The organism is Amycolatopsis palatopharyngis (assembly GCF_003385185.1).
Taxonomy (GTDB): domain Bacteria; phylum Actinomycetota; class Actinomycetes; order Mycobacteriales; family Pseudonocardiaceae; genus Amycolatopsis; species Amycolatopsis palatopharyngis.
The window spans coordinates 1-22,139 of sequence record NZ_PQHZ01000015.1 but is presented as its reverse complement, the minus strand read 5'-3'; the positions used below and the strand labels follow the sequence as shown (position 1 = coordinate 22,139).

Sequence of the window (22,139 nt, the reverse complement as noted above, 5' to 3'; positions counted from 1 at the left end):
AACCACCTTGTTGCCGTAGCGGTCGCAGCAGCATAGGACTCAGGACTCCATCAGGCCTAGATGCAACTCCGCCAATCGGTCGATGGCGTCGAGTATGTGCTCCTCGGTGAGCCTGCGGGCGAGGTCTCCGTCCGCCTTCTCGATGGCAGCGGTAATCGCCCTGTGCTCGTCGAGCGCCGCCGACTGCGCGCCGTCGTGACCGGCAGGCAGCCAGAGCAGTGCACCGAGTTCGCCCTGCAACTGAACCTCCTGGTGGGTCAACCGTGGTGACTGCGCTGCCGCCGCCACTTCGAGATGGAAGTGCCGCTCGGCCCGCGAGGCCTCGGTTCCCGTTGCCGTGCGCAGGTCGTCGGCGGCCAGGTACAGCCGCTCGACGTCCTCTGCCGAGCTGCGTTCGGCGGCCAGCCTGGCAGCCGCACCCGCGATCGCCACGTATTGATCGCCGACGTCGCGCAGGTCGCTCAAGGTAACGGCACGGAGGCGTTCCCGCCACCAGCCACCCTCTGCATCCTGCGGTGCCCGGACGAAGCTGCCGCCGCTGCGTCCGCGTCTGGTCTCCACGAGCCCCTGCTGACGCAGTGCCATCAGGGCTTCCCTGACCGTCACCGTGGACACCCCGAACTGGCTCGCCAGTTCGGTCTCGCTGGGTAGTTGCTCGGCATCGCCCAGCAGGCCCAGCGTGATGGCGTCCACCAGCCGTCTGGCGACCGTCTCTGCCCGCCCGGTCTGGTCGAGAGGCGCGAACATGGCCGTTCGCGCGCTGTGGGAGATCCGCCTGCGCATCCGTTCCCTCGGTTCCGTGCCCATATGCCGTTGCCCATCCTGCGCCATCACCGGGCCAGTCCGCCCCCCGATAGAAGCAATCTTGCCAGAAAGGCTTGGCATATTAACTATGAGGTTATATGTTTTGCGCCATTCCAACCAGCCCCACCGAACGAGGAGCGACCCCGTGCAGCAGCTCAGGCACTTCGTCGGCGGCGAATACACCGCCGCGGCAGATGGCGACGTCGCCGAGATCATCGATCCGGTCACCGGTTCGCCGTACCTGCTCGCGCCCGTCGGCAGTGCGGCCGACGTCGATCACGCCGTCCGTGCCGCCGCCAAGGCGTTCGACGGGTGGCGCGACACCACCCCCGCCGCCAGGCAACTCGCCCTGCTGCGGATCGCGGACGCGCTGGAGAACCGAGCCGACGAACTGGTCCGGGTCGAGTCGGCAGATACGGGCAAGCCACTCGCGCTCACCGCTGCCGAGGAGTTCCCCATGCTCCTCGACCAGCTCCGGTTCTTCGCCGGAGCCGCGCGCGTGCTGGAGGGCCGCTCGGCAGGGGAGTACATGGAGGGACACACCTCGTGGATCCGCCGCGAGCCCGTCGGGGTGTGCGCCCAGGTGACTCCGTGGAACTACCCGTTGATGATGGCGGTCTGGAAGATCGCCCCAGCGCTCGCGGCGGGTAACACCGTGGTGCTGAAGCCCGCCGACACCACGCCCGCGTCCACATTGCTGCTCGCCGAGATCTGCGCGGAGTTCCTGCCGCCGGGCGTGCTCAACGTGATCTGCGGCGACCGGGACACCGGCAGGGCGCTGGTCGAGCACCCGGTCCCGGCGATGGTGTCGATCACCGGTTCGGTGCGCGCTGGCACAGAGGTCGCGGGTGCCGCGGCCGCCGATGTCAAACGGGTGCACCTCGAACTGGGCGGGAAGGCCCCGGTACTGGTCTTCGCCGACGCCGACATCGAGGCCGCCGCCACCGCGATCGCCGAGGCCGGTTTCTTCAACGCGGGACAGGACTGCACCGCCGCGACGCGGGTGCTGGTCCACGAGTCCGTGCGCACGGACTTCGTCGCGGCGCTGGCTCGTGCGGCGCGGGCCACGAAAACCGGCGCCCCCGACGACCCCGACGTCGCGTACGGCCCGCTGAACAGCGCGGCGCACCTGGCGAAGGTCAGCGGCTTCATCGACCGGTTGCCGGACCGGGCGGTCGTCCACAGTGGCGGACATCGGGTCGGGGAGCGCGGGTACTTCTACGCGCCGACGGTTGTCGACGGACTGCGCCAGGAAGACGAGATCATCCAGCACGAGGTGTTCGGCCCGGTGATCACCGTCCAGGAGTTCGGCAGCGAGGCCGAGGCGCTCACCGCGGCAAACGGTGTTCCCTACGCGCTCGCGTCCTCGGTGTGGACCTCCGACCACGCCCGTGCGCTGCGGCTGTCCAGGGATCTGGACTTCGGCTGCGTCTGGATCAACACCCACATCCCGCTCGTCGCCGAGATGCCGCACGGCGGATTCAAGAAGTCCGGCTACGGCAAGGACCTCTCGCTGTACGGGCTAGAGGACTACACGCGGGTCAAGCACGTGATGAGCGCGTTCTGACCGCGGCAACAGCGAATACGGAAAGGCAACCGCCCATGTCGCCGAACCAGGCTCCCGCACTGCCACAGCCGAGCACGACCGCGAACACCGCGGCGCGCGGCGAAGGTAACCGACCCGCTGTCCGGCTTCGCGGACTGCGTAAGGATTTCGGGCAGGTGTGCGCCGTCGACGGAGTGGATCTCGACATCGCCGAGGGGGAGTTCTTCTCGATGCTCGGTCCCTCGGGCTCCGGGAAGACGACCGTGCTGCGCATGATCGCCGGCTTCGAGTTGCCGTCCGGGGGAACGGTCGAGCTCGGAGGCAGTGACGTCAGCAGGCTCGCTCCGTTCCAGCGGGACGTCAACACGGTGTTCCAGGATTACGCCCTGTTCCCGCATATGAGTGTTCAGGCCAATGTGGAGTACGGGTTGCGCGTCCGGCGGGTGCCGCGAGCGCAACGGGCCGACCGCGCGCGGGAGGCGCTGCGGACGGTAAGGCTCGAGAACTTCGCCGAACGCAGGCCGGGCCAGCTCTCCGGCGGACAGCGCCAGCGCGTCGCACTGGCCAGGGCCTTGGTCAACCGGCCGAAGGTGCTGCTGCTCGACGAACCGCTCGGCGCGCTCGACCTGAAACTGCGCCAGGCGATGCAGATCGAGCTCAAGCAGATCCAGCGAGAGGTCGGGGTCACGTTCGTCTTCGTCACCCACGATCAGGACGAGGCACTGACCATGAGCGACCGGATCGCCGTGTTCGACAACGGGCGCATCGAGCAGGTCGGCACCCCCGTCGAGGTTTACGAGCGGCCCGCGAGCGCGTTCGTCGCCGGGTTCGTCGGCACGTCGAACCTGCTCGGCGGGCAGGCCGCGCGTGCGGTGATCGGCGAGGAGGGCACGTTCAGCATCCGGCCGGAGAAGATCCGGCTCGACACCGAGGTCGCCGCGGCGGCCGGAGCGGGCGAGACCAGCGCGACCGGGGTTGTCTCAGGCGTTGTGTACGCGGGTGCCTCGGTGCGTTACGAGGTCGTGCTCGATGTGGGCGGACAACTTTCGGTGGTGCGGCAGAACGAGGCGGACGAACCGCTGCTGCCCTCCGGCACGCAGGTGCGGCTGGTGTGGCCGCAGGAACACAGCTTCCGCGTCGCGGAGTGAGCCCGGCGCACAGAACTGGCGTCGTCACAGGTGGAGAAAGGATCAACATGAGGAACGCAAGAAGCATCCGTCTCCTCGCGGGACTGGTGTGTGCCGGAACGGCCGTCGCCGCGTGCGGCACGGCGAGCGAGGACGGGTCACAGGCAGCCCAGGCCGGTGCGGGTTTCCAGCCGCCCGCGCTGGAAGCCATGACCGAGCTCGGCGAGCCGGAGGGTGAGCTGAACATCCTCGCGTGGCCCGGGTACGCCGAGGACGGGTCCAACGATCCAGCGGTGGACTGGGTGACCCCGTTCGAGAAGGCGACGGGCTGTCAGGTCAACGTCAAGCCGTTCGGCACGTCGGACGAAGCGGTCAACCTGATGAAGACCGGGCAGTACGACGTCATCTCCGCCTCGGGGGACGCTTCGCTGCGGCTCGTCGCGGCGGGAGACGTCGAGCCGGTGAACACCGAACTGATCACCAACTACGGCGACGTCTACCCGTTCCTCAAGGACAAGCCGTGGAACAGCGTCAACGGCAAGTCCTACGGTGTGCCGCACGGCTGGGGCGCGAACGTGCTCAGCTACCGCACGGATCTGGTGCAGCCCGCACCGGACTCATGGTCCGTGGTGTTCGACAAGGACTCCGAGTACAAGGGCAAGATCACGGCCTACGACTCGCCGATCTACATCGCCGACGCCGCGATGTACCTGATGAAGCACCAGCCGGAGCTGGGCATCCAGAACCCGTACGCCTTGGACGACAAGCAGTTCCAGGCCGCGGTCGACCTGCTCAAGCAGCAGCGCCCGATGGTCAGTGAGTACTGGTCGGACTACCTGAAGGAAAGTCAGGCGCTGAAGAACGGCGATGCCGTGGTCGGCACCGCGTGGCAGGTGACGGTGAACCTGACCGAGTCCGAGGGAGCTCCCGTCGCTTCAGTGCTGCCGTCCGAGGGTGCGACCGGCTGGTCGGACACGTGGATGGTTTCCGCCAAGTCGCCGAACAAGACCTGCGCCTACAAGTGGCTCGACCACATCATCAGTCCGGAGGCCAACGCTCAGGTGGCCGAGTACTTCGGTGAGGCGCCCGCCAACCCGAAGGCGTGTGAGCTGACCGAGGACAAAGGACACTGCGACGCCTACCACGCCGGCGACGCCGAGTACGCCTCGCAGATCTGGTACTGGACCACGCCGATCGAGCAGTGCCTCGACGGCAGGACCGACGTGAAGTGCAAGGACTACGGCGAGTGGACCCGCGCCTGGACCGAGATCAAGGGCTGAGGCGGCAACAAGACCGGGAGCGGTGCGGGGGACTGCCCTGCCCCGCACCGCTCCTTCCACAAACCAGAGGGATACCCCGCGATGACGAGCACACTCGAGCGGCCCGCGCCACCGGAGCGGCCGCGTACCACCGCGCTGGACGCGGCGTCGAGCTTCCTGCGCCGCAAGCCCCGGCTACGTCTGGGCCTGCTGCTCTCCGCGCCGATGTTCTGGCTCGGCCTCGCATATCTCGGCGCGCTTGCCGCGTTGTTCGTGACCGCGTTCTGGCGTACCAACACCTTCACCGGCCAGGTGGTGCGCGAGTGGACGCTGGACAACTTCGTCACCCTGTTCACCAACGAGGTCTACCGCACGATCACCATCCGTACCCTGGGCATCGCCGCACTCGTCACCGTGATCTGCGCGGTGATCGCCTTTCCGATGGCCTTCTACATGGCGAAGTTCGCCTCGCCGCGAGCCCAGCGCATCCTGGTGATCGCCGTGATGACCCCGTTGTGGGCCAGCTATCTGGTCAAGGCGTACTCCTGGCGCGTCATGCTTTCCGGCAACGGCGTCATCGACTGGCTGCTCGCACCGTTCGGATTGAACAGTCCGGGTTACGGCCTGCTCGCCACGGTGCTCACCTTGTCCTACCTCTGGCTGCCGTACATGATCCTGCCGATCTACGCGGGACTGGAACGCCTGCCGAACTCCTTGGTGGACGCGTCCGGAGACCTGGGTGCCCGGCCATGGCGCACATTCCGTTCGGTGGTGCTACCGCTGACCTTTCCGGCGATCGTCGCGGGTTCGATCTTCACCTTCTCGCTTTCACTCGGTGACTACATCTCGGTGAAGATCGTCGGTGGCACGAACCAGATGCTCGGCAACGTGGTGTTCGACAACATCGGGGCCGCCAACAACCTGCCGTTCGCCGCCACGGTGGCCACCGTGCCGGTCGTGATCATGCTGGTCTACCTCGCCGCCGTGCGCCGCACCGGAGCACTGAACAATCTCTAGGAGTCTGCCGTGACCGTGTCCAGGACCACGAGGACCGCCCTGCTCTGCGCGCTCGTGCTCGGGCTGGCCGTCATCTACTTTCCGCTACTGGTCGTACTGTTGAACTCGGTCAACGCCGACACCACGTTCGGCTGGCCGCCGTCTCGCTTCACCCTGGAGTGGTGGAGCCGCGCCGCCACCAACGAGGGGGCGTTGAGTGCACTGTGGACGAGTGTGCGAGCCGGGCTCGCCGCCACCGGCATCGCACTGGTGCTGGGCACCATGGCCGCGTTCGCACTGCAACGTTACCGGTTCTTCGGCCGCGACTCGGTGTCGTTGCTGATCATCCTGCCGATCGCGCTGCCGGGAATCGTCACGGGAATCGCGCTGAACAACGCGTTTCGCACGGTGCTCGGGGTGGATCTCGGCATGTTCACCGTCATCGTCGCGCACGCCACGTTCTGCATCGTCGTGGTGTTCAACAACGTCGTCGCGCGACTGCGCAGGATGGGCGGCAACCTGGAGGAGGCGTCGATGGACCTCGGCGCCAACGGACTGACCACCTTCCGCCTCGTCACGTTCCCGATGCTGCGTTCGGCGCTGCTCGCCGGCGGTCTGCTGGCGTTCGCCCTGTCGTTCGACGAGATCATCGTGACCACGTTCACCCTCGGCACCGGGATGGAGACACTGCCGATCTGGATTCTGAACAACCTGTTCCGGCCCAATCAGGCCCCGATCGTGAACGTGGTGGCGGCGGTGCTGATCCTGGCCTCGACCGTGCCGGTGTACCTGGCCCAGCGGCTGTCCGGCGGCGACACGGCCGCTGGGGGCAGGCTCTAGTCGCGGGCGAAGGAGTCGGTCGCCGCACGCAACGCGGCGAGCACGCCGGGGTCGTTCACCGCATGTCCGGCTCCGGGCAGGATCGACAGTGCCGAACCCGGCCACGCCTGGTGCAACTCGTATGCGGTGGACGGCGGGCAGACCGCGTCGTAACGGCCTTGCACGAGTATCCCGGGAATCCCGGCCAGCTTGCCCGCTTCGCGAATGAGCTGGCCGGGTTCCAGCCAGGATTCGTGGGCGAAGTAGTGCAGCGCGATCCTGGCGAACGGCACGGCGACGGCCGGCCTCGCGTAGCTGTTGCGGAACTGTTCCTGCGGAACCACGGACACGATGGCCCCCTCCCACGCGCTCCAGGCGACGGCGGCGGGCTCACTGACCGCGGGATCGGGATCGATGACGAGGCGGCGGTACGCGGCGACCGGGTCACCGCGCTCGGAGTCGGGCAGCGGCGCGAGGTAGTGCGCCCACTCCTGCGGGAACAGGTGCGCGGCACCGCCGTTGTAGATCCAGTCGATCTCGCTCTGCCGCGCGGTGAAGATCCCCCGCAGCACGATCTCACTGACGCGCTCGGGATGGGTCTCGGCGTAGGCGAGGGCAAGGGTGGCACCCCAAGACCCACCGAACAGCTGCCAACGCTCGATCCGCAGCCGCTCGCGCAGCAACTCCATGTCCGCGACCAGGTGCCAGGTGGTGTTCCGCGAGAGGTCGGTGCCGGGAGTGCTGACGTGCGGCGTGCTGCGGCCCGCACCACGCTGGTCGAAGAGCACGATGCGATACACGGTGGGGTCGAAGTGCCTGCGCGTCAGCGGGGCGCTGCCACTGCCCGGCCCGCCGTGCAGGACCACCACCGGCTTGCCGTTCGGATTCCCGCTCACCTCCCAGTACACGAGGTTGCCGTCGCCGACATCGAGCATCCCCCACTCGTGTGGCTGGATCGCCGGATACAGGTCGTCGTCCATGCCGCCACTCTGCCGGAGCGGGTTCCGCGCCGTCCGCGGGCCTGGGGTTCCCCAATGCCACTTTGGGGAACCTCAACGTCCCCAATGTGGCTTTGGGGAACCTCAACGTCCCCAATGTGGCTTTGGGGAACTCGGACGTCCCCAATGTGGCATTGGGGTACTCCAACGTCCCGAATGCCGCATTGGGGAACTTCGCTATGCCCGCACCGGGGGATCCGGACGTCAGTGGAAGGTGTGCTCCGCGGCTGGGAACTCACCGCGGCGGACATCCTCGGCGAAGTCGGTCGCCGCCTTCGACAGCACACCGGCCATGTCCGCGTACCGCTTCACGAACCTGGGCGCCTTCCCGCGGCGCAACCCCGCGAGGTCCTGCCAGACGAGCACCTGCGCGTCACAGTCCGGGCCGGCGCCGATGCCGATCGTGGGGATTCGCAGTTCGTGCGTCACCTGCTTGGCGACTTCGGCCGGCACCATTTCCATCACCACCGAGAACGCGCCTGCCTCCTGCAGTGCGAGCGCGTCGGCGATCAGTGCCTCGCCGGTGTCACCGCGGCCCTGCACCCGGTAGCCGCCGAGGATGTGCTCGCTCTGCGGGGTGAACCCGATGTGGCCCATGACCGGAATTCCGGCCGAGGTCAGGGCCTGCACGTGCGGCGCGAAATGGCGGCCGCCCTCGAGCTTCACCGCGTGCGCCCTGCCTTCCTTGAGGAACCGCACCGAAGTCGCCAGTGCCTGCTCGGGCGAGAGCTGGTACGAGCCGAAGGGCAGGTCGGCCACCACGAGGGCGCGTTTGACCGATCTGGTGACCGCCCGGACCAGTGGCAGGAGTTCGTCGACCGTCACCGGCAGCGAGGTGTCGTACCCGAATACGTTGTTCGACGCGGAGTCGCCGACAAGCAGTACCGGGATTCCGGCTTCGTCGAAGAGTTCGGCCGTGTACATGTCGTAGGCGGTGAGCATCGGCCACGCTTCGCCGCGTTCCTTGAGCTCGCGCAGGTGGTGAATGCGCACCTTCCGTCCCGAAGCGGACTGAGCAGGCTGCGTGGACTGAGCCGAGGGGCCGGAACCGTACGGGGCCACCACCTCGTCCGAAGTGCTGTTGCCAGGGGTTGACATCGTCGTCGACCATCCTTCCCTCGAGGCCCTTACAGGGTCCCCGGGTCTGAGGTTGGGTGCACCTCGAAGCGTGGCACCCCGCGTCGGGTTACCCAAGGTCGTGCGACCAGCTTCACATGCTCCACCGTGGCCGCCGGGCGCGTCCACACGCGATACTCGGGAGGTGAACGGCCAGTGACCGGATGTCCGTTGACAGTCACTACGTCCGGCGTGATACATAAAGCCCCCCAATGAAACATTCGGGTTCTGGCACACTGACCCGGGTACGAGATGGATGATCGGTTGGTATCACTTCCATGTCTGCCGCTGTTTCCGTCCGGCCTCTCGTTCGGATGAGCCGCGGAGTCCGGGCCGCCCGACTGCTGGCCATCACCCTCATGGTGATCGGCGGCTTGGCGTACTCGGGTTGGGTCCTGCAGTTCTTCCTGCCTGCCGGAGAGCTCTCGCCGATCCACGCTCACGTCGCCGAACTCACCGCGGACGGGCAGCCCTACCAGCACCTGTTCCGGATCTCCGACGTCGTGGCAGGTGTCGCGTTCATCGCGATGGTTCCTCTGTTGCTCCGGCTGGTGCCCGCGCAGATGTGGCCGCGGCTCTCCGTTGCCGCGATCGGCGTGTTCGGCGTGAAGATGCTGATCGGCGCCGCGTTCACCCTGGACTGTGCGCCCTCGGCCGACCAGGCGTGCCGGCAACGGTTGCTCGCCGGTGACTTTTCCGTCGACCACTCGATTCACCTGGTGGTTTCCACCGTCACCGTGGTGCTCTACCTGGTCAGCACCACCTGTGCCGGGCGCTGGTGGCCGCCGGGAGTGTGGCGTAACTCCGCACGGATCGCGCTGGCGCTCGTGCTCACCAGCACGGCGGGCATGATCGTCCTCGAAGTGGCGGCCGAAGGCAGGTTTGTCGGCGTGCTCGTTCGCCTGCAGCTGGTCACGATGGTGGTGCTGCTCTTCGTCGGCGCGTTGTACCTGCTCAGCGCCGCCCGGCTGCGCGTTCCCTGAGCGCCGCCACTACAGGTCGAACAGCGCCGGTTCCTCGGCGCGGGCGCCCTCGATCGTGAGCATTCGCAGTTTCGTCGCCGTGCCGCCGCCCGCGGAGAAACCACCGGTTCCACCACCCGCCGCGAGTACCCGGTGACACGGGACGATCGGGGCGAACGGGTTCGACCCGAGTGCCTGCCCGACCGCGCGGGCAGAGCCCGGCGCGTTCAGCCGGTGAGCGATGTCGCCGTACGTCAGCGTGCTGCCGGGCGGGATCGTGCGGGCGACCTCATAGACCCTGCGGTGGAAGGCGGGCACTCCTTCGAGATCGAGCTCCACTGCCGAAAGGTCCACGGCGCTGCCGCGCAGCAGGTCGGTCACCCCGTCGATCGCCTGTTGTGTGGTGGCCGGAGGCACCGATTCGGCGACATCGGGAAACCGCCGGTGCAGCCGGTCCAGTGTGGGCTGTCTGCCGCCCTCCGGGAGCTGGGCACCGACGATTCCGTGTGCCCCCCAGGCGATCCCGCACCAGCCGATCGCCGTGTCGAACACCGCGAAACCCAGCGCAGCCATGACACTCCCTGAAGTTCGTCACCGAGCGAACTCATCGTAGCTCGCGGGTACGACAGTCTTCCGAACTCGCGTTCGGGCCTATGGTGCGAGCCGCCAGTACTGCCGCTGGCCCCGTTCCTCGATTCCCATCCGTTCCCCAGTTGTCCGCGCTACCCAGGCGCGGGTCAGTGCCCTTCGCGCCAGGCGCTGGTGATCGGCAGCCTGCGATCCCTGCCGAACGCCTTGAACGTGATCTTGGTACCCGGCGGGTACTGCCTGCGCTTGTACTCGGCCTTGTCGACCATCCGCACGACACGGTCGATGACCTCGGGGTCGAATCCGGCCGCGAGCAGGTCGTCGAAGCCGCGGTCGCCCTCGACGTAGTCGTCCAGGATGTCGTCGAGCAGGGCGTAGTCGGGCAGCGAGTCGGAGTCCAGCTGGTCCGGCCGGAGTTCCGCCGACGGCGGCTTGGAGATCGAGTTCTCCGGGATCGGCAGGGTTTCGCCGCGCTTCTCGGCCTCCGCGTTGCGCCAGCGGGCCAGCTGCCACACGTGGGTCTTGAACAGGTCCTTGATGGGGGCGAAACCGCCCACCGCGTCACCGTAGATCGTGGAGTAGCCCACGGCGAGTTCGGTCTTGTTCCCCGTGGCGAGCACCAGGTGGCCCTCGAGGTTGGACAGCGCCATGAGCAGCATTCCGCGGGCACGGGCCTGGATGTTCTCCTCGGCGAGTCCGGTCCCCGCGAGCTTCAGCTGGTCGACGTACACCGCCACCATGTCCGCCACCGGCTCGAGCCGGTAGTGACAGCCCAGTCTGCGGGCCAACTCGGCCGCGTCGGACTGCGAATGCTCGGAGGAGTACTTCGACGGCATCGCGACGCCGTACACGGCGTCGGGGCCGAGTGCGTCCACCGCCAGCGCGGCGACGATGGCGGAGTCGATGCCGCCGGAGAAACCGAAGGTCACCGAGCGGAAACCGTTCTTGCGCGCGTAGTCCCGCAGCCCGAGCACCAGCGCGGACCACACCTCGGCCTCGTCGGACAGCGGCTCGCTGAGGACGGGCGCGGGCTCGGGCCGGTACGCAGGGAGCGGTTCGGCGCTGAGCACGGTGCGCCGGACGTGCAGCCCGGCCAGCTCCCCTTCCGTCACATGCTCGCCGGCCCGCAGGTCGAGATCGACCACGAGCAGGTGCTCGGTGAACTGCGGTGCCCTCGCGAGTAGTTCGCCATCGGCGCCCACGAGGATCGAATCGCCGTCGAACACGAGATCGTCCTGCCCGCCGACCTGGTTCGTATAAGCCACGGGGGCGCCAGCCTCGGCCGCTCGCCGGGCCACCAGCGGCACCCGGATGTCGTCCTTCGACCGCTCGTACGGGGACGCGTTCGGCGCGACCACCAGATCCACGCCCGCCGTACCCAGCGCGGTGATCGGGCCACCCTCCTGCCAGAGGTCCTCGCAGATCACCATGCCGATGTCCACTCCGTGCAGGCGCAGCACCTCCAATGTGTCACCCGAGGTGAAATAGCGGCGCTCGTCGAACACCCCGTAGTTGGGCAGGTGGTGCTTGTACTGGCGGGCCACGACCTCGCCCCGGTACAAGGCCGCCGCGGCGTCGCGCGGGCCCGCATCGTCCACGTCGAGGTAGCCGACATAGGTCAGCACGTCCCCGCAACCAGAGTCGGCCAGCCGTCCGGCGAGGTCCTCGATGGCGCGGCGCGATGCTTTGCCGAAGGTCTCCCGCAATGCGAGGTCCTCGACCGGGTAACCGGTCAGCGACATCTCGGGGAACACCACGACGTTGGCGCCGGCCTCGGCCGCCTTACGGGTCCACTCGAGTGCCTGCTCGGTGTTGCCGGTGAGGTCGCCGACGGTCGGATTGATCTGGGCCAGTGCGATGCGCAATTGCGGCATGCGGCCATTCTCGCGTACGCCCGTGCTCACCGCCGAGACGGTGCGAAGCTGCCGCCGCACGTCGCAGCTGGGCAGGCACTACTCCGTCGGCCGCGGCGACGACGTGGGCAACTGCTCCGAACGGCGGGACGTCCTGAGCTGCCGGCAAAGTAAGGTGCACGTCGTCAGTTCATGACACACACTCGCCTGTTCACGCGAAGATCCAACCCTGCTGTCGGCTACGCGTGATGAGGGCCGGGCGAGAGGCGTCGGCGTGGACTCCCGCCGTCCCCTGCGGGGCGGGAGTCCACGGCGTCGCGATCCGCGATGCTCAGCTCCGCTTCTTGCGCAGCATGCCGCGCACCTTCTTCAGCGCCTGCTCCGCGTCGGAGTCGAAGGGGTTGTCGTGCACCAGGTAGGTCCACGTCGACGTCGGCCTGCGGACCCCGGAGGCGGCGAGGTCGATCCCTCCGTCGCGTACCTCCGCCGCGGCCAGCGTCTTCGCCGCACGTTCCCGCGCCTTCATCGCGATCTTGCGGAACTCGGGGATGGCGGCACGGTGGAATTCGTCCAGCGGCGTCTCCCGTGCCAGAGCGCGCAGGTGAATGCTCTCCCGCACCTCGGTCAGGAACGCCAGATGATCTGCCCACAGCTGGTCCAGGTGGTACAGCAGGATCTCCCGGCTCACCTGCTCCAGCCGGTCCTCGCCGAGGGTTTCGGCGAGTTCGGCGTACTTCTCGGACTCCGCCTCCTTGAGCACCTCGCCCGCGAGATCCGTGCGCAGCGCGTCGTCGCGATAGGCGAGGACCTCCTTGCGCTGGTGCTCGATCAGCCGGGTGTAGCGCCAGGTGTTGCGGTGGATCTCCAGGTCGACCCCCTCGGCGACCCGCTGTGCGTGATTGATCTGCCGGTGCGCGTGTTCGGAGGTGATCTCGCCGGTCTCGTCGTCGGCGGGAATGCCATCCGGAATGTCGGGTGCGTAGCTCAGTACGAGCTCGTCGTTCAGGCTCGCGAAGAACACGGAGCTGCCGGGATCGCCCTGACGCCCGGCGCGGCCGCGCAGCTGATCGTCGAGCCTGCTGCTCGGGTACCTGGCCGTGCCGATCACGTGCAGCCCGCCGAGTTCGGCGACCCGCTCCCGCTCGCTGCCGCCCTCCGCGCCGCCCAGCCGGATATCGGTACCCCGGCCCGCCATCTGGGTGGACACCGTAACCGCCTCGAAACGGCCCGCCTCGGCGATGATCGCGGCTTCCTCCGCGTCGTTGCGCGCGTTGAGCACGACGCAGGGCAGATCGGCCTTCGCCAGCTTCTCCGCCAGTTCCTCGGATTCCGCCACGTCCTGGGTGCCGACGAGGATCGGTCGCCCCGTAGCGTGCACCTCGCGGATCTCCTCGACGATCGCCCGCAGCTTGTGCGAGGGCGAGGCGAAGATGCGGTCGGCATGGTCCTCGCGGATGTTCTTCGTATTCGGCGGGATCGCCGCTACCTCGAGCTCGTAGAACTCGCGTAGCTGTTCCGCGACCGCGACCGCGGTACCGGTCATGCCCGCGACCTGCGGGTAGCGGGCGATCAGCGCCTGCACGGTGATCGAATCCAGGATCTCGCCCCGGTCCGAGGGCGGCAGCTGTTCCTTGGCCTCGACCGCGGCCTGCAGCCCGTCCGGCCACCGCTGCAGCTCGGCGACCCGGCCACGGGAGGCGTTGATCAGCTGCACCTTGCCGTCGCGGACGAGGTAGTCCACGTCCCTCGTGAGCAGTGCGTGCGCGTGCAGCGCGATGTTCACCGCGGCGAGCCGGTTGCCGTCGCCGGATCCGCTCGCCCGCTCGGCCGACGCGGCCGTGTCGCCGGTTCCGGTGCTGTCGGCGGTCTCGTCCTCGCCCTCGCGGGGCTCGCTCTTGCTCGTGCCGCCGCCGTAGAGGTCGATGCCGCCGAGGGCCTTCTCCACCACGGACGCACCCGCCGCGGTGAGCCAGGCGTTTCGGCCGTCGGAGTCGGTTTCGTAGTGCAGGTTCAGCCGCAGCCGCCGGACGATGTTGGCCACTTCTTCGTCGGCGACGCCCGCGTCCACCGAACCCGCCATCACCAGCGGCACCCTGGCCTCGTCGACCAGCACGGAGTCCGCCTCGTCGATGATCGCGACCTCCGGCTCGGTCTGGACGAGATCCTCGGGGCGCGTGACGAGCCGGTCGCGCAGCACATCGAAGCCGATCTCGCTGACGGCGCCGTGGCAGACATCCGCCTGGTACGCGTCGCGGCGTTCGGCGTGGGTGAGTGCGGGGTCGACCCAGCCCACCGACACCCCGAGCAGGTCGTAAACCGGCTTCATCCACTCGGCGTCGCGCCGGGCGAGGTAGTCGTTGACCGAGATGACGTGCACCCGCTTGCCCCGCAGCGCGTGCCCGGACGCGGCCAGTGCCCCGGCCAGCGTCTTGCCCTCACCGGTGGCCATCTGCACGACGTGGCCGGTCAGCAGGCCCATCGTGCCGAGCAGTTGCACGTCGAAGGCGCGCTCGTCCAATGCCCTGCGTGCGGCCTCGCGTCCCAGCGCGCACACCTCGATCAGCTGCTTGTCGCCGAACTCGGCCTCGAGCTTCAGCTTGGCCGCAGCCTCGGTGAGCTCGGCGTCCGTGAGCTTCTCCAGCTCCGGTTCCCGTTCACCGATCGCGGGCAGCAACTTCTCGTACCGGGTCAGTTCCACGCTGGCCGGTCGCTGGATGATCCGGCGCAGCCGTCTGCTCATCCGGTCGATCAACACTGCCACCCGTGGCCTCCTTAGTCCTATCTGTGAACTCGGGTCCGCGATCGAGTCGCCAGGGCTCCGACTCCCAGGGATTGCCCGGTTCTGCTGGTTGACGCCCTGCCGCCTCGATAGCGGGACTTCGCCGGCCGAGTTCCACGGATCACCGTGACCTCGCAATCCGTAGTTCTCAGTCCTGACTCCGAGCCGTCCCGACGGTGCCGATCCGGCCGGATGGCACCATCGTCGGTGTGCGCCTCCTCAAACGCTACCGGTCCGCTTGTGTAGCCGTCGTGGGTCTGCTGGCCGTGGTACTGGCCAGTTGTACATCCGGCGAGCCCGGGCAGGAGGTTGCCGCGGCGGCGACCGAGACCAGAGGACCCGCCGGTGCGGTCCCCGCGGGGCTGGAGCGGTTCTACTCCCAGCCCCTCGAATGGGGAGAGTGCGCGCCCTACGCCACCTCCGAGGACGCCGAGTCGGTCTTCGGCTCCACCGCTCTGCAGTGCGCGCGGCTCACGGTGCCGCTGGACTACGCCGAGCCCGACGGCGAGACGATCACCGTCGGGCTGTTGCGCTCGCGCGCGGGCGAGTCCGAGCAGCGCATCGGCTCCCTCGTGATCAACCCCGGTGGGCCGGGCGCCTCCGGCATGGTCGCGGCCGCTTCAATCGCCGGTCAGGTCTCCGGGACAGAGATCGGGCAGAAGTTCGACCTGGTCGGTTTCGACCCCCGTGGGGTAGGAGCCAGCGAGCCACAGGTGGAGTGCCTCACCGACGCCGAACGGGACGCCGACCGGGCGAGCGACTCCGAAACCGACGGTTCGGCTGCCGGCGTGCGCGCGCAGGAGGCAGAGGAGAAGGAGTTCGCCGAGCGCTGCACCAAGCGCACCGACCACGGTGCGCGGATGCTGGCCGCGATCGGCACGCGCGACGTCGTCAAGGACATGGATGTACTGCGCTCGGCACTCGGCGACGAGAAGCTGACGTACGCCGGCTACTCCTACGGCACTCGGATCGGTTACACCTACGCCGAGGCATTCCCGCGGAACGTGCGCGCGCTCGTGCTGGACGGCGCGCTGGACCCGGAACAGGACCTGGTCGAGTCGCTGGTGGCACAGGGTGAGGGGTTCGGGGTCGCCTTCGACGAGTTCACCTCGTGGTGCGTGCGGCAGCAGGACTGTGCGCTCGGGACCGGCAAGGCCGAAGCGACAAAGGCATACCAGGATCTGGTGCAGCCGCTGATCGAGGACCCGGTGGACGCCGGGGACGGCAGGCCCCTTTCCTACGAGGACGCCACCACGGGCACGATCCAGGCGCTGTACTCACAGCAGTTCTGGGGGCAGCTGAACTCCGGGCTCAACGAGTTGCGTGAAGGGCGCGGAGCCACGCTGATGGCACTCGCCGACATGTACAACCAACGGGGCAGCGACGGCGAGTACGCCTCCACCCAGGACGCGTTCACCGCTATCCGGTGTGTGGACGATCCGCGGGTGACCGACAAGGCCAAGATCCTCGAGGCCCAGCGCAGGTACTCCGAAGCAGCGCCGTTCCTTGACGATGGCAGGCCGGACGGTGCCGCACTGGACGCCTGCGCGTTCTGGCCGGTCCCCAACACCTCACAACCGCATCTGCCCAATGTGGACGGGGTACCGCCGGCGCTGGTGATCTCCACGACGAACGACCCCGCCACTCCGTATGAGGCCGGGGTGAACCTCGCCAAGGCGATGGGCGGGGCGTTGCTCACCTACGAGGGCACCCAGCACACCGTCTTCCTGCAGGGCGTTTCCTGTGTGGACGAGGTGGCCACGGATTATCTGGTCGACGGAGCGCTGCCGGCGGGGGACACCCGCTGCTCCTGACCGACTCCGGCGGTGCTGTCCGGGCGCGCGCTCCGGCCGGGCCCTGACCGGGCATCAGCGCGTGGGGCGCCGGACACCGGGGCGTTGTGCTCGGACAGTGCGAGTTCGAGCATCACAGCGCCTTCCTTCGGCTGCTGCGGGGGAATCTGCATCCACAGCCGGACCAGCGCGTGCGGCTGCTGCCTGTCGACCCAGAACTTGACGTTCACGTCGGACCGGATGCCCGGAACCAGTACGGACACGACCTCCGCCGGAACGGACCCGTTGATCCGGAAGGTGGACACCTCCTCTATGTCCTCCTTGCCCTCGGTCTCCAGCCCCGTCGTGCGCCGCATCAAATCGGCAAGGCCGTGGTCGGCGTCGAGGAACGCGGCCGGGTAGTACGGCGCGGGCACGGGCCGTTCGGTGACGTCGCCCTGTTCGTCGGTCAGCCGTACGGACTCACCCCGCAGGAGGAACTCGACCTGCTCGCGTTCGGTGACATGCTGCAGGTCCGCCTCGCCACGAGCCCAGCCGAAGCGGCTGCCATCGACCACGGCATGGCCGGTGACCTCGCGGATGTTCAGGCCGGGGATCGTGCCGCTCGTGCCGAAGGCGAACCGGACGCTGCGCAGTTGCTCGACGAACTCGGCTGATTCCTGCACGAGCCGTGTGCCGTCCGGCAGTGGTCCGGTCGTGTCGGGTGCGGGGGAGCAGGCCCCGGTCAGTCCCAGCGCGAGCACGGTGACCAGCGCGATTCGACGGCGAAGCATGGGCGTTACGTTAACGCGACCTGGCTGGGGGATTCGCGAAGGTCCGGCGATATGCCAGTGGGGACACACCGATCGCGGAGTTGAGGTGCTGGCGTAGCGAGGCCGCCGTGCCAAGACCCGCTTCGGCGGCCACGCGGTCCACGGTGAGGTTCGTCGTCTCCAGCAGGTGCCGTGCGTGCTGGACCCGCTGCTGAATGAGCCAGGCCCGAGGGGTGAGACCGGTTTCGGCGCGAAATCGCCTGCTGAAGGTCCGCAGGCTCATGCGCGCGTGAGCGGCCAGCGTGGGGACGTCGAGCGCCTGTCCGAGGTGTCGTAGTGCCCACTCCCGGGTCGCCGCGGTGCTGCCCGAGTCGGGATCGGGCAGTGGCCGGTCGATGAACTGCGACTGCCCGCCGTCGCGCCAGGGCGGGACGACGCAGTAACGGGCGGCCCGGTTGGCGACCTCGCTGCCGTGGTCCCTGCGCACCACGTGCAGGCACAGGTCGGTTCCCGCGGACAGCCCCGCCGAGGTCAGCACCTGGCCGTCGTCAACGAACAGCACGTTCTCGTCGAGCAGCACCTTCGGATACAGCCGCCGGAACTGTTCGGCGTGGGCCCAGTGAGTGGTTGCCCTCCGCCCGTCGAGCAGGCCGGCCGCGGCGAGTACGAAGGCGCCCGTGCAGATCGACATCAGCCGCGCGTGCCGGGGAATCCTGGCCAGCGCGTCCGCCAGCGCGTCCGGCAGAACGCCGTGCCAGCGGGGCCCGCTCACCGTGGTTCCGGGGATGACGACGGTGTCCGCCGTCTCCAGCGCCTCCGGCCCGTGTTCGAGTACCGCCGTGTAGCCCGCGGTGAGTCGCACCGGCTGTTCGTCGACGCCACAGATGCGGACGTCGTAGCGATCCTGTCCCGCCGCCCCGAAGACCTGCGGCGGTATGTGCAGGTCGTAGCCGATCACCTCGTCGACGGCCAGGATCACGACGCGGTGCGGTCCGGGAACACTTGCGGCAGCCATGGCAGAATTCTTGCACATATTGGCGTTTCGGCCACTCGTTCTCCTTCCCGATACCGGGCAGGCTCCTCGCGTGACCGAACTGCGGGAGCGAGTACCAGGGGACCGATGGCCGCGCGTGCCGGGCGGGCTGCGCAAACCGCACTGGGCGTGGCTCGTGGCGATCGCAGCGTTCGTCGCGCTGGTGGGCGCGGCGGGCTTCCGCGCGGCGCCGAGCGTGCTGATCGATCCGCTGCATGCGGAGTTCGGCTGGTCGCGCGGGACGATCTCGGCGGCGGTGTCGATCAACCTGCTGCTCTACGGCCTCATCTCGCCGTTCGCCGCCGCGCTGATGGAGCGCTTCGGAATGCGCAAGGTCGTCGCATGGGCGCTGTTGCTCGTCTCGGCGGGCAGCGGGCTCACCGTCTTCATGACCTCGAGCTGGCAACTGTTGCTGTGCTGGGGTGTGCTGGTCGGCGTGGGCACAGGATCGATGGCGCTCGCGTTCGTGGCCACGGTGACCAGCCGGTGGTTCGTCCGGCACAAGGGACTGGTCAGCGGTGTTCTCACCGCGGCGGGGGCCGCGGGACAACTGGTGTTCCTTCCGGTGGTCGCGATGCTGGCCACCGACCACGGCTGGCGTTCGGCCTCGCTCGTCATCTCGGCCGCCGCGCTCGTCGTGGTCCCGATCGTGTTGTTGCTGTTGCGCGACAACCCAGCCGACGTGGGCACCACGGCACTCGGTGCGCCCGAAGACGCCCCGCCCGAGCCCGCGCCCGCCACGGGGAATGCGGCGGCGCGCGCGGTGCAGGTGCTACGCGACGCCGTTCGAAGCCCGACCTTCTGGCTGCTGGCGGGCGGCTTCGCGATCTGTGGTGCCTCCACGAACGGGCTGATCGGTACGCATTTCGTTCCGGCGGCCCACGACCACGGCATGCCGCACACCACGGCCGCCGGGCTGCTGGCGCTGGTCGGCATCTTCGACGTGGCGGGCACCATCGCCTCTGGCTGGCTCACCGACAGGGTGGACCCGCGCAAGCTGCTCGCGACCTACTACGTACTGCGGGGCGCGTCGCTGCTGGTGCTGCCGATGCTGTTCGCGCCGACCACGGAGCCGCCCATGTGGGCGTTCATCGTGTTCTACGGCCTGGACTGGGTGGCCACGGTGCCGCCGACCGTGGCGCTCTGCCGGGAGCGGTTCGGCAACGCGGCCGGGCCGATCGTCTTCGGCTGGGTGTTCGCCTCGCACCAGGTCGGTGCCGCCATCGCCGCGTTCGGCGCCGGGGTGACCCGGGACCAACTCGGTAGCTATGACCTCGCCTGGTACGTCGCGGGCGGGCTCTGCGCCGTGGCCGCGCTGATGTCGATCTCCATTCGCCCTGACGGGGCGAAGGGAGGGTTGTTCACAAGTCATTCGGCGGAGGCCGCCCGGAGGGTGGCTCGCGACGACTGACTGCAGGTGCGATGGGAGATCGAGGAGATTGTCCGTGGTGAACGAGCCGAACTTTGGATAAGGCACCGGAGAATCTCCACCCTGAAACATCGAAGTAACACAACACGCATACGCTGCGCTCATGGATCGCCAGCAGGAGTTCGTGCTGCGCACGCTCGAAGAACGCGACATTCGTTTCGTCCGGCTCTGGTTCACCGACGTACTGGGCTTTCTCAAGTCGGTCGCGGTGGCTCCCGCCGAACTCGAGGGTGCGTTCAGCGAGGGCATCGGGTTCGACGGATCGGCGATCGAGGGGTTCGCCAGGGTCTACGAGTCCGACATGGTCGCCAAGCCGGACCCCGGCACGTTCCAGGTGCTGCCGTGGGAGACCCCGGAGGGCGGGCACTACTCCGCGCGGATGTTCTGTGACATCGCCATGCCCGACGGATCTCCGTCCTGGGCGGATCCCCGTCATGTGCTGCGCAGGCAACTGTCGAAGGCGGGGGAGGCGGGGTTCACCTGCTACGTCCACCCGGAGATCGAGTTCTTCCTGCTCTCGACCCTGCCCGACGACGGCACCGAACCGGAGCCCGCGGACAACGGTGGCTACTTCGACCAGGCCAGCCACGCGACGGCGACGCACTTCCGGCGCCACGCCATCGAGACCCTCGAGGCCATGGGGATCTCGGTCGAGTTCAGCCACCACGAGGGTGCGCCGGGCCAGCAGGAGATCGACCTGCGCTACGCCGACGCGCTCACCATGGCCGACAACGTCATGACCTTCCGGTACGTGGTCAAGGAGGTGGCGCTCACCCAGGGCGTCCGGGCCACGTTCATGCCGAAGCCCTTCACCGACCAGCCCGGGTCGGGTATGCACACCCACGTGTCGCTCTTCGAAGGTGACCGCAACGCCTTCTACGACCCCGAGGATCCGCATGAGCTGTCGGAGACCGGTAAGGCCTTCGTGGCTGGCGTGCTGCATCACGCCCGGGAGATCTCCGCGGTCACCAACCAGTGGGTGAACTCCTACAAGCGGCTGATCAGTGGCGGGGAAGCCCCGACGACCGTGTCCTGGGGCAGGTCCAACCGCTCGGCACTGGTCCGGGTGCCGATGTACTCGCCTGGCAAGGCCTCGTCGCGGCGGGTCGAGATCCGCACCCTGGACTCGGCGTGCAACCCCTATCTCGCGTACTCGGTGATCCTCGCGGCCGGATTGAAGGGCATCGAGCAGGGTTACGAGCTACCCCCGCCCGCCGAGGACAACATCTGGTCGCTCTCGGACGCGGAGCGCAGGGCCGCCGGTTATGCCCAGCTGCCGCAGAACCTGGGGGAGGCGCTCGCCGAGATGGACCGCTCCGAGCTGTTGCCGGAAGCACTCGGGGAGCACGTCTACGACTTCTTCCTGCGCAACAAGCGTGCGGAGTGGAACAACTACAGGAGCGCGGTCACTCCCTACGAACTGCGCACGCTGTTGCCGGTGCTCTGAGTCGCGACACCTTTCCGACCCGCGGGTGATGAGTGGCGGCAGCCCGCGCCACGCGTGTGCGGACACGCTCTGCCCAGGAAGGCGGCCAGGTATGCCGAGGGACCACGCCACCGCGGCCACCGTGGCCACCACGGCCATCGCGGCTCCCGGCTCGGCCGCCGCTCAACGTGCTGGTCGTTCGCCGGCTCAGCGGTGCTCCCTCGCCCCGGTGGGCATCGGCCGGACCCGGCCTCGGTCCGATCAGCCGGGTGCCAACCCCCGTCGACTCGCAGCAGAAAGCGCCGCTGCCGGTCGGTCTGTCGTTCCTCGCGGGCTGGTTGGCGGACGCCGAATGCCCTCTTCCGCCGCCGCGTACGAGCGGTTCGCGGACGCACGCTGGGCCGCAACCACTGTCCTTCGGTCAGAAAATGCGGCCTGACCTGCGGTTAAGCCGTTAAGGCACCCCCCTGTTTTCGGGGTCTTCCCAGGCATGTAATCTTCTCTTTGTCGCCAGGAACACCGGGCCGACGGGGAAGAGAACCGAGAGGAACTCGCCCCTGAAGGACCGGATGGCGGCCGAGAGAACTCGGTGAAGTACGCTTCAGCGAGAACTTGGCCCCCGGGTCGAGCGGGTTGACACCGCGAATCGAACCGGGTAACGTTCTGCGACGGCCCTGAGGTGGGGCACAACCTCCGACTTGAGTCTTCGGACTTTAAACGGCGGATACGGCTTGCCTCGGGATAATAACAAGCTTTTCGCGTAGTGGTGTGTTGCTTGAGAACTCAACAGTGTGCTAGTGAACTAAGCCAGTAGAGCTTATGTATGAGAATACCCTTTGTGGGTTTCTTTGAGTGATTG

The 22,139-nt window shown here is 68.1% G+C and carries 17 protein-coding genes; 9 read left to right on the top strand and 8 right to left on the bottom strand.

From position 1 onward, the window contains the following. Positions 1 to 39: 39 nt before the first annotated feature. Positions 40 to 783: a FadR/GntR family transcriptional regulator gene (locus D0C15_RS13925; protein WP_162830078.1), complete on the bottom strand. Its 744-nt coding sequence runs from the start codon at positions 781 to 783 to the stop codon at positions 40 to 42. 166 nt (positions 784 to 949) lie between these two features. On the opposite strand from D0C15_RS13925, the gene D0C15_RS13920 reads away from it, so the two are divergent. From D0C15_RS13920 to D0C15_RS13900, 5 genes are all read left to right on the top strand, one after another. Next, positions 950 to 2,371 carry a gamma-aminobutyraldehyde dehydrogenase gene (locus tag D0C15_RS13920; RefSeq protein ID WP_116045082.1) on the top strand — a complete coding sequence of 474 codons (1,422 nt, stop codon included), beginning with the start codon at positions 950 to 952 and terminating at the stop codon, positions 2,369 to 2,371. A 35-nt stretch (positions 2,372 to 2,406) separates the two neighbouring features. Then, a complete protein-coding gene (locus D0C15_RS13915; protein WP_116045080.1) occupies positions 2,407 to 3,498 on the top strand; it encodes an ABC transporter ATP-binding protein in 1,092 nt (363 codons plus the stop codon). Between the two features lie 47 nt (positions 3,499 to 3,545). Next, positions 3,546 to 4,757 (top strand): ABC transporter substrate-binding protein, encoded by a 1,212-nt coding sequence (locus tag D0C15_RS13910; RefSeq protein ID WP_116045077.1) that lies wholly within the window; start codon positions 3,546 to 3,548, stop codon positions 4,755 to 4,757. A gap of 204 nt (positions 4,758 to 4,961) precedes the next feature. Then, on the top strand, positions 4,962 to 5,753 hold the full coding sequence (locus D0C15_RS13905; RefSeq protein ID WP_425455393.1) for an ABC transporter permease: 792 nt from the start codon (positions 4,962 to 4,964) through the stop codon (positions 5,751 to 5,753). A gap of 9 nt (positions 5,754 to 5,762) precedes the next feature. Beyond that, positions 5,763 to 6,572 carry an ABC transporter permease gene (locus D0C15_RS13900; protein ID WP_116045071.1) on the top strand — a complete coding sequence of 270 codons (810 nt, stop codon included), beginning with the start codon at positions 5,763 to 5,765 and terminating at the stop codon, positions 6,570 to 6,572. On the opposite strand, the gene pip is transcribed toward D0C15_RS13900, so the two are convergent. Continuing rightward, positions 6,569 to 7,531, bottom strand: a complete 963-nt coding sequence (gene pip / locus D0C15_RS13895; RefSeq protein WP_116045069.1) for a prolyl aminopeptidase — start codon at positions 7,529 to 7,531, stop codon at positions 6,569 to 6,571. The two genes, D0C15_RS13900 and pip, sit on opposite strands and share 4 nt — an antisense overlap. Before the next feature lie 222 nt (positions 7,532 to 7,753). Next, the gene (panB, locus tag D0C15_RS13890) at positions 7,754 to 8,647 is read right to left on the bottom strand and encodes a 3-methyl-2-oxobutanoate hydroxymethyltransferase (protein WP_116045066.1); all 894 of its coding nucleotides are present in this window, start codon (positions 8,645 to 8,647) and stop codon (positions 7,754 to 7,756) included. 332 nt (positions 8,648 to 8,979) lie between these two features. Between panB and D0C15_RS13885 the strand changes: the two genes are divergently transcribed. Continuing rightward, on the top strand, positions 8,980 to 9,648 hold the full coding sequence (locus D0C15_RS13885; protein ID WP_162830074.1) for a DUF998 domain-containing protein: 669 nt from the start codon (positions 8,980 to 8,982) through the stop codon (positions 9,646 to 9,648). Between the two features lie 9 nt (positions 9,649 to 9,657). On the opposite strand, the gene D0C15_RS13880 is transcribed toward D0C15_RS13885, so the two are convergent. From D0C15_RS13880 to secA2, 3 genes are all read right to left on the bottom strand, one after another. Then, the gene (locus D0C15_RS13880; RefSeq protein ID WP_116045061.1) at positions 9,658 to 10,200 is read right to left on the bottom strand and encodes a methylated-DNA--[protein]-cysteine S-methyltransferase; all 543 of its coding nucleotides are present in this window, start codon (positions 10,198 to 10,200) and stop codon (positions 9,658 to 9,660) included. Between the two features lie 164 nt (positions 10,201 to 10,364). Then, positions 10,365 to 12,089: an NAD+ synthase gene (locus D0C15_RS13875; RefSeq protein ID WP_116045303.1), complete on the bottom strand. Its 1,725-nt coding sequence runs from the start codon at positions 12,087 to 12,089 to the stop codon at positions 10,365 to 10,367. Between the two features lie 310 nt (positions 12,090 to 12,399). After that, positions 12,400 to 14,808 (bottom strand): accessory Sec system translocase SecA2, encoded by a 2,409-nt coding sequence (secA2, locus tag D0C15_RS13870; protein WP_116045301.1) that lies wholly within the window; start codon positions 14,806 to 14,808, stop codon positions 12,400 to 12,402. Between the two features lie 248 nt (positions 14,809 to 15,056). On the opposite strand from secA2, the gene D0C15_RS13865 reads away from it, so the two are divergent. Further along, positions 15,057 to 16,661: an alpha/beta hydrolase gene (locus D0C15_RS13865; protein WP_425455390.1), complete on the top strand. Its 1,605-nt coding sequence runs from the start codon at positions 15,057 to 15,059 to the stop codon at positions 16,659 to 16,661. On the opposite strand, the gene D0C15_RS13860 is transcribed toward D0C15_RS13865, so the two are convergent. Both D0C15_RS13860 and D0C15_RS13855 read right to left on the bottom strand, forming a co-directional pair. Further along, entirely contained in the window at positions 16,613 to 17,413 is an 801-nt protein-coding gene (locus D0C15_RS13860; protein WP_116045058.1) for an LppX_LprAFG lipoprotein, read from the bottom strand. The genes D0C15_RS13865 and D0C15_RS13860 overlap by 49 nt on opposite strands. Before the next feature lie 10 nt (positions 17,414 to 17,423). After that, positions 17,424 to 18,407: a GlxA family transcriptional regulator gene (locus D0C15_RS13855; protein ID WP_245975772.1), complete on the bottom strand. Its 984-nt coding sequence runs from the start codon at positions 18,405 to 18,407 to the stop codon at positions 17,424 to 17,426. A 70-nt stretch (positions 18,408 to 18,477) separates the two neighbouring features. On the opposite strand from D0C15_RS13855, the gene D0C15_RS13850 reads away from it, so the two are divergent. Continuing rightward, a complete protein-coding gene (locus D0C15_RS13850; RefSeq protein ID WP_245975770.1) occupies positions 18,478 to 19,836 on the top strand; it encodes an MFS transporter in 1,359 nt (452 codons plus the stop codon). 121 nt (positions 19,837 to 19,957) lie between these two features. Then, positions 19,958 to 21,301, top strand: coding sequence for a type I glutamate--ammonia ligase (gene glnA, locus D0C15_RS13845; protein ID WP_116045038.1), 1,344 nt, complete (start codon positions 19,958 to 19,960; stop codon positions 21,299 to 21,301). The last annotated feature ends 838 nt before the right edge of the window (positions 21,302 to 22,139 follow it).